8 protein-coding genes and 1 tRNA gene are annotated in these 13,206 nt (G+C 53.0%); 5 read left to right on the top strand and 4 right to left on the bottom strand.

From position 1 onward, the window contains the following. The first annotated feature begins 6 nt into the window (after positions 1-6). From tilS to I6E40_RS01925, 4 genes are all read left to right on the top strand, one after another. The gene (gene tilS, locus I6E40_RS01940; protein WP_235385170.1) at positions 7-1,323 is read left to right on the top strand and encodes a tRNA lysidine(34) synthetase TilS; all 1,317 of its coding nucleotides are present in this window, start codon (positions 7-9) and stop codon (positions 1,321-1,323) included. Next, complete coding sequence (locus I6E40_RS01935) at positions 1,320-1,682, top strand: hypothetical protein (protein ID WP_235385169.1); 363 nt, start codon at positions 1,320-1,322, stop codon at positions 1,680-1,682. Before tilS ends, I6E40_RS01935 begins: the two co-directional genes overlap by 4 nt. 355 nt (positions 1,683-2,037) lie before the next feature. Beyond that, on the top strand, positions 2,038-2,436 hold the full coding sequence (locus tag I6E40_RS01930; protein ID WP_235385168.1) for a PadR family transcriptional regulator: 399 nt from the start codon (positions 2,038-2,040) through the stop codon (positions 2,434-2,436). A gap of 55 nt (positions 2,437-2,491) precedes the next feature. Continuing rightward, a complete protein-coding gene (locus I6E40_RS01925; protein WP_235385167.1) occupies positions 2,492-4,402 on the top strand; it encodes a PspC domain-containing protein in 1,911 nt (636 codons plus the stop codon). A gap of 187 nt (positions 4,403-4,589) precedes the next feature. On the opposite strand, the gene I6E40_RS01920 is transcribed toward I6E40_RS01925, so the two are convergent. Genes I6E40_RS01920 through rsfS form a run of 3 tightly spaced genes read right to left on the bottom strand, consistent with a single transcriptional unit; the run spans position 4,590 to position 7,908 of the window. After that, positions 4,590-5,438 (bottom strand): phosphatidate cytidylyltransferase, encoded by an 849-nt coding sequence (locus I6E40_RS01920; protein WP_235385166.1) that lies wholly within the window; start codon positions 5,436-5,438, stop codon positions 4,590-4,592. Then, the gene (gene ftsH / locus I6E40_RS01915) at positions 5,435-7,531 is read right to left on the bottom strand and encodes an ATP-dependent zinc metalloprotease FtsH (protein ID WP_410897025.1); all 2,097 of its coding nucleotides are present in this window, start codon (positions 7,529-7,531) and stop codon (positions 5,435-5,437) included. Before ftsH ends, I6E40_RS01920 begins: the two co-directional genes overlap by 4 nt. Before the next feature lie 17 nt (positions 7,532-7,548). After that, on the bottom strand, positions 7,549-7,908 hold the full coding sequence (rsfS, locus tag I6E40_RS01910) for a ribosome silencing factor (protein WP_235385165.1): 360 nt from the start codon (positions 7,906-7,908) through the stop codon (positions 7,549-7,551). A 229-nt stretch (positions 7,909-8,137) separates the two neighbouring features. Between rsfS and I6E40_RS01905 the strand changes: the two genes are divergently transcribed. Continuing rightward, a tRNA-Gln gene (locus I6E40_RS01905) sits at positions 8,138-8,208 on the top strand. Between the two features lie 1,079 nt (positions 8,209-9,287). Here the strand turns inward: I6E40_RS01905 and I6E40_RS01900 are convergent. Then, positions 9,288-13,169 carry a TIM-barrel domain-containing protein gene (locus I6E40_RS01900; protein ID WP_235385164.1) on the bottom strand — a complete coding sequence of 1,294 codons (3,882 nt, stop codon included), beginning with the start codon at positions 13,167-13,169 and terminating at the stop codon, positions 9,288-9,290. Positions 13,170-13,206: the final 37 nt, after the last annotated feature.

Here is a 13,206-nt window from a genome sequence, read left to right as displayed (position 1 = left end):
TTTCCCATGGCATTTCCTCACTCTCTTCCTCCGGTCATCTCTCCTGCTCAGCGTCTCATCGTTGCCGTGAGCGGTGGTGCCGACTCAGTCGCCATGCTTCTTTTCCTGAAGGAGATGCACGCCAACATTGTGGCTGTAGCCCACTGCAATTTCCAACTTCGTGGTGAGGAGAGCGAACGCGACGAACACTTCGTCGAGACGTTGTGCCGGCGTTGGGGCTGTGACTTCCGTGTCGCCCGTTTTGACACAAAATCTGAGGCTGCAGCCTGTGGGGAAAGCATCGAAATGGCAGCGCGGCGTCTTCGCTACGAATGGTTTGATTCTTTACGAAAAGAGTTGAATGCCGACGCCGTTGCGGTGGCTCACCACCTTGATGACGATGCCGAGACCGTCCTCCTCAATCTCATTCGCGGCACCGGTCTTCGCGGACTCTGTGGCATTCCTCCCCAACGAGAGGGAATCGTTCGCCCGTTGCTCAATGCTTCTCGGGAAGACATTTTAAAATATCTGGAGAGTAGGGGACAAGATTACGTCACAGACAGTTCCAACTCCGACACACACTTCACGCGAAACAAAATTCGTCACGAAGTTCTGCCCTTGTTACGCTCCATGAACAGGCACATTTCCGACGGACTTCATAGAATGGCGCAGCGGCTCCGTCGGTATGCAGAACTCTGCGATTCCGTCGTGAACCGCTTCCGCCGGGAGCATGTGACAAGTCTGCCTGACGGCGAACGCATTCTGCTCGCCGACCTCTTCGCCTTCCCTGTGCCGGAACTGTTCTTGGAGATGTGGTTGTCGGAGTATGGTTTCTCTCGCACGCAGAGCGAAGCGCTTTTGACGGGGCGGGTGGGGATGCTGTTGGAAGCAAATGACTATCTTTGCACTCGGACTCACGATGCCATCGAAGTGCGGCATCTGCCGGTGGTCATTGCTCCGTGTGAACTTACATTCAAAGTGAACACCTTGCGCTCGGATTCGCCGGCGGGCATTGAAATGAAGGAAGTTCCGTTCTCTTCCGTGAGTGCACTTCGCTTCTCGCCCACCGAGGCGTGGTTGGATGCAAGCACCGTCCGCGGCAAACTTTTTGTTCGCAGCATTCGGCAGAACGACCGCTTCCGACCTTTCGGCATGAAAGGTTCCAAACTTGTCAGCGACTATCTGACGGATCGTCACGCCTCGCGAATCGACAAACTCGCTGCCCTTGCGGTGTGCGACGATGACGGCATTCTTTGGCTCGTCAACCAAACCATTGATGCACGCTGTGCCGTGACAGACAAAACCCATTCTATGATTCATCTCAAGTACGTTCTTTTCCCATGAAATATCTGTTTCCTCTTTTGTTCCTGGTGTGGCTCGCAGGTTGTCTGCTCTCCTGTGGCGAAGATCGCAGCGGCGAACAGCCGTTCCCTCCCACTGTTGAAAGCTTCGGCGTCACCATCGTCGGTGACTCGGCTTTGCTTCATGGTGTCGTGACTTCTTCTCCGAACAGCTCGTTGCGTGAGTGCGGTTTTAGCTATGGGAATGACACGCTGCAGGCTTCCACCTTAGCAACGGAGCCGTCTGAAGATTTCATCGCAGTGACTGATTCGCTCGGCGCAGGTGTTTATTATGCCGTTGCCTTCGCCCGCAACGGCATGGGAACGTCCTACGGCGATACCATCTATTTCACCAAACCCTGACCACGTCGTTACGCCTTGCACCGGCAGTGCCTTCGTTCGTGTCTCTTTGCTCTTCGGGGCAAACGGAGAATCCGAACGAAGGCACTGCCGTTTCTTTCTTCTGTGCTTTTCCTTAAATATTCCTAAATACTTGCATAAGTTTAGTACTTTGCTTGGCAAGGTACTAAAGTATTGCCTACATTTGCGGCGTGAAACATCGGCTTTGAAGAAACAGGGTGGGGCGTTTCCGCCGCGATTCATCTCGTTTCCGCCGCGATTCATCTCGTTTCCGCCGCGATTCATCCCGTTTCCGCCGCGAACTTTTCCTCTTTCTCGTCCATCACTTCTTCCGCGAAAGAAACAAACATAAGTAACCATGAACATTGAAAATGCTAAATCACAGATGCGAAAGGGAATGCTTGACTACTGCGTTCTCCTTCTGCTGAGCCGGGAGTCGTGCTATGCCAACGACATCATTACTCGCTTGAAACAAGCGGAGCTGATTGTCGTGGAAGGAACGCTCTACCCGTTGCTCAATCGTCTGAAAAAGGACGGGCTCCTCAGTTACGAGTGGCGCGAGTCCACTCAGGGACCGCCCAGAAAATACTACGCGCTCACCGATGCCGGGACAGAATTCCTTGGTGGCATGGACAGTGCCTGGAACGAACTGGCACGAACCATCAGTCTGCTGAAGAGCATGTTACCTCAACTCCCGCCACCTCCGCCTGTGTCGTCCGCGGCAAGTGATGCCGAAGAAACGCCTTCCGCTCTTTGATTCCGTGAAATCGGATGTCATATCTCTTTTCCAAAACCTCGAAAAACTTCACACTATGAAAAAGAATATCACCATCAACCTTTTTGGCACGCTCTACGCCATTGACGAAGACGCCTGCCAGTTGCTTGAGACCTATCTCAACAACATGAAAAACTATTTCAGTCGCCGCGATGGTGGCGATGAGATTGCTGATGACATTGAACATCGTGTTGCGGAACTTTTCTCTGAATTGCGAGAGAAAGGCGTGGAGGCAGTCACGATTGAGCATGTTCGAGACATCATTTCCCGAATTGGAAATCCGGAGCAGATGGACAACGAAACTGACGATAGTCCAGCCGATGCAAGTGCTCCCGAAAGTGAGGGGACTTCAGCCAATGCCGATGCTGCTGCCGACAATGCTACCGTCAGAAAGAACAAGAAGGGTTTCTTCTCTCGTAAGCTCTATCGCGACCCCGATGACAAAATGATTGCCGGCGTCATGTCGGGTCTTTGCCACTATTTCGGAGCTAATGACCCGCTTCCTTGGCGTATTCTTTTGGTCATTCTTGCCATTTTCAGTTTCATGACGGTTTCTGTCGTCTATCTCGCCCTTTGGGCAATCGTTCCGGAAGCCGTGACGCCCGAGGAGCGGCTTCAGCTCCACGGTCAGCCCGTGAATCCCACCACTCTCAACGAGGAAATCATGCGTGCCGCCGACAAGGCGCAGCAGTTCGTCAATTCGCCGCGCGTGCAGAACTCGGCGCGTTCCTTTTTCGGCACGCTGGGACAAATCCTCCTCTTCTGCATCAAACTCCTCCTGCTCTTGATTCTGATTCCTCTGGCGATTGGAGGCATCATTTTCACCATCTTCCTCATCATCGGCACCTTTGTGGGTTGGAATGTTTTGGTTTCCTCCGGCGCAGTAAACGAATTTTTCCAAAATGCTCTTTTGGCGAACCCTGCCATTGAACTTTATTTCTGGTTGGCTTGCATTGCGGGCTGGATTGCCATCTGTTTGTTGCTCTTTGGTTTGCTCCGCTCCTTGCTGGTCAAATCTCCGGAACGCCGCCTTTCCGTGGCGTCGCGCGTGACGCTCATCATTGCCTTCGTGCTCAGCTTTGCCACTTCCATCACGTTCTTGGTCATTGCCGGTGGCCAGATAGAGCATTTCCGCCAAGAAAAAGTGCAGTCGGAGAATCTGGACATCGCTTCGTTTTTGTCTGCAAGAAGCTCGGGAGAACTCGACAACTGGGGCTTGGAATTGCTGGAACTGAGAAACGTCTCGGATGATGGTGACGTCTTCCATTGGGAAGAGTCCATTTTCACGGGAGAAGATGTGCCTGTGCTGGAATTGGAGCGCGACATGAGGAGATATGCGATGATTGCGAAGGGACAAAAACAAGTCGATCTCCCCGCCGGGGACTACCACATTGAGGCTATCTACAAATTGGAGGGAAAGGGCGCCAGTCTCTTTTTCGATAGTGCCGACGGTTCGGCTTTGGTGTATTCCATGACCTCCAGAGGTTACGACGGCAAGGGCAACATGGCGTCGCTCAGTCCCGATGAGTTGGAGAAAGTTTACGCTTTTCGCAACGAATCGCGCCCGCTGAGTCGCAGTTCGGAAGTGCGTGAGCGTTTGGAAGAATGGGATTTCCAGCGCACTCCCTCTTTCCACCACGCGGGCGGCACATTGACGTTCGGTTTCACCACTCTGCCCGAAGCGACGGGCAATGTGGCAGGTCGCTCCGGCGTGTCGGATTTGGAGTTCTATAGTCTGGAAATCGTCAGCGACGGTCCGGGCGCCGATGCCGGTCAGGCTGCAGACACTGTCGCCACCCAAGGTTCAGCCTCGAAATCGACCCAAGCGAAAAAGCCGGCTTCGGTAAAGAAATCGGTAAAGAAGTCCGTGAAGAAGACGGAAAAGAATCCGGCTGAACAGAGCAAGCCACAGAGTGGCGCAGCGAAGGAAAAGCAAACCGCTGCCTGAATCAGAGAAGAAATCATTATATTAGCATTGTAGTTGTCATTGGGCTGTCGTCGAGGAATTTATTTTCCGCTTCGACAGTCCTTTTTGTGTTTGCTGAGATGGAGCGAAAAGAGGCGTCCTAAGAAAACCGTAATTCTTAGAACGCCCCTTATTGTTCAGGCTTCAAATGTTTCGGACAATGTTCAGTTCAAAAGTTGCAGAGGGTGTAGAGGTAGAGCACGACGGCGGGGATGGCGAGCAGCGAGGAGTCAAAGCGGTCGAGCATGCCGCCATGTCCGGGGAGCATGGTGCCGCTGTCCTTGATGCCCAGTTGTCGTTTCAGCAGACTTTCCACGAGGTCGCCCCACGTGCCAAACAGACAGACGACGACTCCCATGCCGACCCATTGCCACAGACTGAGGAGGTCGGGGAAGAAACTGCCGAACACGCCTGCCACGGTCAGACAAATCACGCCGCCTCCGATGCTGCCGACCCACGATTTTTTGGGTGAGACGCGCTCAAAAAGTTTTGCGGGGAAGCGTTTGTGGAGTGCGGAGCCGCAGAGATAAGCCCCCGTGTCGTTCGCCCAAAGGAGGATGAAAACAGCCAAGGGGAACTGCCAGTAGAACTTTGTTGAATTCGTCAGTGCGTCATATTGAAACGCCAGGACGTTCAGCAGAGAGAGGTTCAGGGCGATATAGATTTGTGAGGCAAACGCAAATGCCCAGTTCTTCAGCGGATTAGGCTTTTGCAAATAGAGTTCGCTGATGAGAAGATAGAGCAGGGAAAGGAGATAGGGCACGAAAGCCTTTGAGGGCACGAGGTCGGAACTGTAGCCGGCAAAACAGAAGAAGAGATAGACGGCGGCGACGGTGTTGATGAAGCGATTCACCGAAGCTCCGGCATGGAGATTGACCACGGTGCTAAATTCCCAAACTGTCAGAGCCGTTGCGACGGCAAAGAGAATGACGAAACTTTGTGCAGAACTGACGGTCGCGCCGATGAGCACGGCGACGAAAAGCAGTCCTGTGAGGGTGCGTGTCAAAAGGTTTTTCATGATGGTTTGTTCTCTTCGGCAACTTCGGTGGCGTTTCCGTTGTCACTGTCTTCGGTGATTTCGGTGGCATTGGCTTCGGCATCGGCATTGGCTTCGGCTTCAGTTTTTGCTTGGGCTTCAGCTTCGAGTTGTCGGGTTCGTTGGTCTGCGAGTTTGAGTGCTTCCTCTTCCATGAGGATGTCGGTGCGGCTTTTCCAGGGGCGCGGTCCGAAGATTCGTTCCACGTCTTCGGTGAAGATGACTTCGCGTTCCATGAGCAACTTCGCGAGTTCGTTGTGTTGCTCTTTGTGTTCAAGCAGAATTTGTTTTGCGCGCTCAAATTCAGTGGCAATCATGTCAGCCACTTCTTTGTCAATCTTTTCAGCCGTAGCCTCGGAGTAGGGCTTTGTGAATCCGTAGTCCTGCTGAGGGTTGTAGTAGCTGACGTTGTAGAGCGAATCACTCATTCCGTAGTAAACGACCATGGAGTAGATTCCCTTCGTCACTCTTTGCAGGTCGTCGAGTGCTCCGGAGGAGATGTGTCCGATGAAGAGTTCTTCCGCAGCGCGTCCTCCGAGGATGGAGCAGAATTGGTCCAACATCTGTTCGCGTGTGGTGTTGGAGCGTTCTTCGGGCATGTACCATGCGGCGCCGAGGCTTTGTCCTCGCGGCACGATGGTGACCTTCACGAGCGGGTTGGCATACTGCAAGAGCCACGAGACGGCGGCATGTCCGGCTTCGTGAATGGCAATCGTGCGTTTCTCGTCCTCGGTCATGACTTTGCTTGTGCGTTCGAGTCCTCCGATGATTCGGTCCACGGCGTCCATGAAGTCTTGTTTTCCGACTTCGTTTCGGTTGTGGCGTGCAGCCATGAGCGCCGCTTCGTTGCAGACGTTAGCGATGTCTGCGCCGGAGAAGCCCGGTGTCTGTCGCGCCAGCATTTCGAGGTCGAGGTTTTTGTCCACTTTCAACGGTGCGCAGTGCACTTTGAAGATGGCGACGCGTTCGGAAAGTTCGGGAAGGTCCACGTGAATCTGACGGTCAAATCGTCCGGCACGAAGCAGGGCGGGGTCCAGGATGTCCACGCGGTTGGTGGCTGCAAGGACAATGACGCCGGAGTTTGTTCCGAAGCCGTCCATCTCGGTCAGGAGTTGGTTGAGCGTGTTTTCGCGTTCATCGTTGCTTCCCATTTGAATGTTTTTGCCGCGTGCACGTCCGATGGCGTCAATTTCATCGATGAAGATGATGCAGGGTGACTTCTCCTTGGCTTGTTGGAAGAGGTCTCTCACGCGGCTTGCTCCCACGCCGACAAACATTTCGACAAAGTCAGAGCCAGCCATGGAAAAGAACGGGACGTCAGCTTCGCCTGCCACAGCCTTTGCCAGCAGTGTTTTGCCTGTGCCCGGAGGTCCCACGAGGAGGGCACCTTTGGGAATCTTTCCGCCGAGGTCAGTGTATTTCTTTGGAGCTTTGAGGAAATCGACAATTTCGCGAATCTCCTGTTTTGCCCCCTCTTGTCCGGCTACGTCTTTGAAGGTGATGTGGGTTGAATTGGTGCCGTTTTTGTCATAGAGTTTGGCTTTGCTTTTTCCGACGGAGAAAATTCCGCCGCTTCCTCCGCCGCCAGCCATTCGGCGCATGATGAAGACCCAAAGACCGACGAGCAGCAGGATGGGAAGGATGGCAGTGACGAGGTTAGAAAAGAAGTGGCTGCTTTCCTCATATTTCACGTTGCCTCCTGGGAAGTTCTCGTCGAGGAAGGAGTTGACGGATTCGATGTTGGGATAGCGCGTGGAGACTGTGGGTTTTGTTCCTGTTTGGTCTGTTCCGTTTTTGAAGATTTCTCGGATGTGTTCCGGCTTCACGACCATTTTTGCGATTCCGTCAGTCTTGTTGACAACGACTTCCGAGCCTACGCCTTGTTTCACGTAGGTGCGGAAGGTGGTGTAGCTGATTTCTTTGTCAATGCCGCCGGCGTTTTCGCTGTTGTCTTGGAACAGCATATAGACCAGACCGGCTATGAGTGCCAGATAAAGCCACGAGAGGTTGAAGCCCGATGGTTTTCCGGGCTTCTTGGGAGAGGGATTTTTCTTGTAGGGGTTATTCACGTCTATGGTTCTGTTAGGGTAGGTCAGTCAATGTCAGGATATTGCGTAAGCTCCGCATCGTCCCACAGTTTCTCGAGTTCGTAGTAGCCGCGCGCCTCTTCGAGGAAGATGTGCACCATGACGGTGCCATAGTCCATGGCGACCCAGAGACCGTTCTGACGGCCGGCGATGGCAGATGGTTTCTGCTGCACCAGTTTCCGGGTGAACTCCTCGACGGAGTCACAGACGGCAGAAACTTGCTGGGGAGAGCCGCAGGTGCAAATGACGAAACAAGCGCACGGTGCCGTGACGATGTGGTGCAGGTCCACTGTGGTGATTTCTTTTCCTTTCTTTTCCTGTATTCCTTGGATGATTGCTTCTATCAATGATTTTGTTTGTTCCATAAAAAAAAGATTGTGTAAAAGATTGTTCTGAAATTTTGGGGAAACGTGTGGGTCACCTAAGATTGTGCAAAGTTAAAACCTTTTCTTCAGTGGCTCGTTTTTTCTATACTGAAATAAATATAACATACGCTTTGACAATAAAAAAAGAGACGAAACATTTTGTCAGTTGTTCGCAAAGCCCTACTTTTGCACCCGTGTTTTGGAGCTAAGTGCTCCAGCCTCCCGACTTTGGGGTATGGTGTAATGGTAACACTGCAGATTCTGGTCCTGCCTTTCCTGGTTCGAGTCCGGGTACCCCAACAAGAACACAAAGTTTGACTGCGTTGAGATTCACGTCTCAGCGCAGTTTTTTTTGATGTGCTCGGACGCAAAAGTTTGAAAAGTCAAGCCAACCCTACACAGCCGCGGAATCGCATTTTTTGCTGTGTAGGGTTTTCGTTTTCACGCTGCACGATACGTAAATAAAGGGGAAAAGAAAAACTGCAAGCCGATTCGTCACTTACCGCCCGAAGGACGGCATGTTTACCGCCCGAGGGACGGCATGTTTACCGCCCGAAGGACGGCATGTTTACCGCCGTGCCGCGGTAAGTGACGAAGCCTTAGAAAAAAATGACGGAGTGCGCATGCAGGAGTGACTGAGCCTAAGGAAAAAACGTGGCTGTCCGCAAAAAGTTTTGTGGATTCAAGTCACACCCGCGCGCCGATTCGTCACTTTTTTTCGCCGATTCGTTACTCCTGCGTGCCGATTCGTTACTTACCGCTCGACGAGTGGTAAGTTTACCGTTCGACGAGTGGTAAGTTTACCGCTCGCCCAGTGGTAAGTTTACCGCTCGCCGAGCGGCAAGTAACAACTCCTAAGACAGAGTGACGCTGCCTAAGGAAAGCGTGACGGAACCCTAAGAAAAAGTGACGAATCGGCGGGAAAGCCTGACAAAGCCTAAGGAAAAATCGTTGGCACGGTGCGCAAAAGTATGATGCTGTCTAAAAATCTGGTTGAGCTGTTTCAGAGAGTGTTCTATAAATAAAGGAAAAAGGAGCGTTCAAAAGAAAGTGCTTATTTTTTCAGCCTAATTCTTAGAACACCCCTTACGTGTGCTTAGTAATCCTCAAAAAATAACCTGCATCATCTTTGAAAATCTTTTCGTTCCATATTTCCTCCCTCATCAGTCACATAGCTACGGCTATGCTCCTTCTTCGGGTGAAAATCTGACCTCGAAAATGTCATTCAAATCTGACGCAACTTATTATTTTCATATTACTTACCGTACAGCCTATATTTCAAAAATGAAACCCGCATCACCGTTCGGAAGTTCGGAAGAATCCGTTTCCTGCGGTGATGCGGGATTTTTTTATCGGCAGACCCGAAGGTCCGTTTCAAATCAGAAGGTCACGCTGCCCAAGTTGCGGTCCACGAGGATGCCGTCAAGGGCTTTGAGGTTGAACTTCCAGGCACGCTTCGTGCGGAACTTGATGACGAAGAGGTCTGAGTCGCCCTCCTCGAGCAGGAAGTTGTTGCCACGATTGACGAAGGTCGGATAGAGAGCCTTTACTCCGCTCGTGTGGAGTCGGTCGTTGGTTAGGTTCACCATTTCCTTCATGTTCAGCAGTTCCGTGCCCACATATTCCAAGTCTGCCACATCGTAGGGCAACGCAAAGCTGAGCGCGTTGACATAGTGAAGTGACTTGCCGCTGACGGTGATGCGCACTTCCTCGCCGGCAGCATACTGTTTCTTGTCGGCAGTGAGGACGAGGCTGCCGCTGACTTTGTCGTTTGACTTGCTCACGCCGCCGTCGAGTTCGGTCGCTGCGCAGGAGATGTCGTAGGCATCGAGCAAACCGTTGCCGTTGACGTCGCCCACACTGACGTAGTCAAAGTCACCGTCGCCGCGTCGCAGTCCGGTGTAGTTCATGTAGGAAGTCAAGTCGTTTTCATCGATGCGGCCATCCTTGTTGATGTCGCCTTGAACGAAAGATTCCGTCTTGGCTTTCTTGAAGACATAGAGTTCGCGACCGGAAGCAAAGTTTCCGACGGCTTTGGTCAGCTGCAGTTTGAGATAGCGTGCGGAGGGCGCACCTTCGAAGGCGAAGGTTTTCACCTGACCGTCGGCTTTCCAAGAGAAGGGCTGAGGCTCGCTCCAGTTCTGACGGTCTGTGCTGTGGCAGATGGTTCCTTCCATGATTGTTCCATTGCTGCCGTCTTCGCGGGGGAGATAGTCCAGACGGTCAAGCTGGTTCACGCTTCGCAGATCCACGATGACTTCGCCGGGAATGGCTTCGCCCTTGCCATATTTCGTGTGCCACGTGGACTTTTCGTCAAAGTCAAAGAGTTTGTCAATACCTTGACCGGGCTGGTCTTCGCAAGTGGCTTGTGCTTTTATGCCGCGCAGTGCAAATTCAAGCGGATTGCTCTTGGTCGTTGCGTGGAGTGAAGTCCAAGCCGAGACACCGTCCTTGTTGACGGCACGCACCTTGAAGTCGTAGGACGTTTCTGCCTTCAAACCTCCGAAGGTGAAGGAGCAGTCGCGGATGGTGGAGTAGTTCATGCCTTGGAACTCCACTTCGTAGTAGTCCGCATTCTCCACCGCATTCCAAGACGGTGTGATGGCGAAGGGTGCGCAGTCTTCTTCGTGGATGGCGGCTTTGGGGGCGGAGAGTGTTCCGCTGTGTTGGAGCAGTCGGTCGGCAGGCGCAAAGGCAAACCCTTGCACGGTGATTTCCATGGCTTGTTCGGTGATGTCCGTTTTGCCGATTTTGACGAGTAACTTCGGGTTCTTGATGATTTCTTTTTCTGCGAAAGGAGTGCCGGGTGTGCTGAAGCGGTTCAGATTCGGGCGGGCATGGTAGAAATAGACGTTTTCTCCTTGTTCGAAATCCTTCAAGGAAGAAGCGGCGCGGAGGGCTACGCTCTTTTTGCCCACTTTGGCGACCACCTTCTTGGGTTCGGCAGTCACGTTGAAGCGCAGTTCCGTTTGTTTTTCCGGTTCAAATCCTTCAAAGTTGCCCACGGCAGGTTGGATGGTGACGGAGAGGCGGTCGCCTTTGAGGGAAGTGTTCAAGAACGTGCGGGTGCAACGACCGTTGAGATATTCCTGAGTGGCGCCGTCGTCATCGTAGTCCGTGAAGGCAGCCCCGCCCTTGTCGGCATAGATTTCGTAGGCGCGATAGTCCTTTCGGATTTGCGAGGGATTGTTGTTCGGGTTTGTCATCGGAATGATGGCGTCGCTCTTGACGAAGACGGGAAGTTTCCAGAGCGGCGCGTCAAAGTTGTTGATGAGTTTTCCGCCTTCGAAGACATCGCCGTTGAAGTAGTCCACCCACTTGCCTTCGGGGAGATAGATTTCATTTCGGATGTCGTTTCCTTCCTCATCCATTTTCGTGTTTTGATAGATGGGAGCCACGAGGATGCTGGGTCCGAAGAGGAATTCATATTGCGTGGCAGTGCCGAGCGTGTAGTCGGAGGGATAGTCCAAGAACAGGGCGCGAATCATCGGCTTTCCATCAACTGCTTCGCGGGCGATGCTGTAGGTGTAGGGCATGAGTTCGCTCTTCATCTTCAAGTACCAGCGGTTGATGCTCGTCGCCGGCTCGCCGAGTGCTTCCGGATATTTCGGGCTGCTTCCCCAGCCGTCCATGTTCAGTTCCATGGGGGTGAAAGTTTTCCATTGGTACTCGCGCACATTGACGGGCAGGTTCTTTCCGCCGAAGATGCCATCGACGTCGTTCGTGATGTTGGGCTGCCCGGAGAGTCCGCTGCCGATGAAGGTCGGGATGTGGTAGCGAATGTACTCCCAGTCGCCGCCTGTTTGGTCGCCGCTCCAGATGCCGGCGTAGCGTTGCGTGCCTGCCCAGCCGTCCAAAGAGATGATGAAGGGGCGGGCGTTGTTGCCATAGTAGGGCATGACTTCTCCGACGTCACTCACCCCGTTCAGTCCGAAGGAGTAGCCGGCGCCGACCCAGGCGACGTCCGTTTTCAGAACGCGTACTCCGGCGTCTTTCACCTCTTTGATGATGTCGCGCTGCAAGAGTGCTTCGATGCCCTCTTTCGGGTAGAGGTCGCTTTGTGTCCACAGACCGATTTCAATGCCTTTGGAGCGAGCATAGTCGCCGAACTCCTTCAAGTTTTGGATGTTGCCGTCCAAGGTTCCGGTTTGACCGTAGCCTGCGCCGTAGCCATCGTTTGGCAGGAACCAGCCGAGCGGCATGTCGTTGCGGATGTAGCGGTCGATGGCGGCGCGGGCGGAGAACTGATAGTCTTTCTCGCCGTTGAGGGTTTCCCTGAAGCCCCCGTTGTCAGTTTGGCTTTCGTTGTAGCGTTTCCCGTCTTCGTAGAGCATGTAGCCATTTTCGTTTTCGGTCCAGTAGTCTCGGTTGTAGGCGTTGAGGTGACCTTCGTAGAATCCGAACTTAGGCAGCAGGACGGGATGTCCGGTGAGCTGATAGAAATCATTGAGGAGTTCAACCGGCTCCTTGTTTATCATGATGAAGGCGTCGAGATAGTTTTCGGAATGGTTGAGCGTAACCTTTCCCTTTTCTTCTTCTCCGAAGTCATAGTTTCCCGGCTTGAACGTGTTCCACATCACGCCATATCCCTTTGTGCTCCAATAGAATGGAGTGGGCGAGGAAACGCCTCCATCCACCCAGTTGTTGGTGTTGACGATGGCGATTTTCTTTCCTTTGTGGCTGAAGCGTCCGTTCTGAACGCCGCCGCCAAAGAAGTATTCGTTGTCTTCTGCTTTGAAGGTGAGTGTGGTGCCCTCACTGTCGAAGCGCACTTGGGAGAGACTCCGGAGCGGCTGCGTGCCGTTCTTTTTGTCGTTCACATTGAAGAGACCGCTTTCCTTTTGGAAGACGATTTCCACTTTCGGCGTTTCGATGACCACGTTGCTGTTGTCCTCCCTCACTTTCACTCCGAGCGTGGCTCGGCGCGCCGAGCTGACGAGGATTTTGGCTGGCGGTGTGGCTTCGGGGTCACGGATGATGCCTCCGTTGTCGTCGCGGAAGAGGCGGAAGATGTTGTCTCCGTAGAAATCGATGTAGAGGATGTGCCCGTCGGAGTAGTCCACCTGGACGGTCGTCGGATTGATGAGTTTTGCCCGGGCGATGGAAGCGGCTTGGGGTGTGCTGCTTGTGGTGACCGCTTGGGTCGCTTGAGCGTGGGAGGGAAGCGGAGCCATCAAAAAACCGGCTGCGGCAGCCATCAGCGGGAGCGCGCAAGCCAGTTGTGAGAGTCTGCTTTTCTCATGGAAAAGATGTTTCTTCATGATTACTTTTAATAAAAATAATGTGTGGAAAGATTCG

The sequence above is a fragment of the Prevotellamassilia timonensis genome (assembly GCF_021531665.1).
Classification (GTDB): Bacteria; Bacteroidota; Bacteroidia; order Bacteroidales; family Bacteroidaceae; genus Alloprevotella.
Note: the sequence above shows the minus strand (reverse complement) of the source record. Positions and strands in the feature narration are given on the sequence as shown.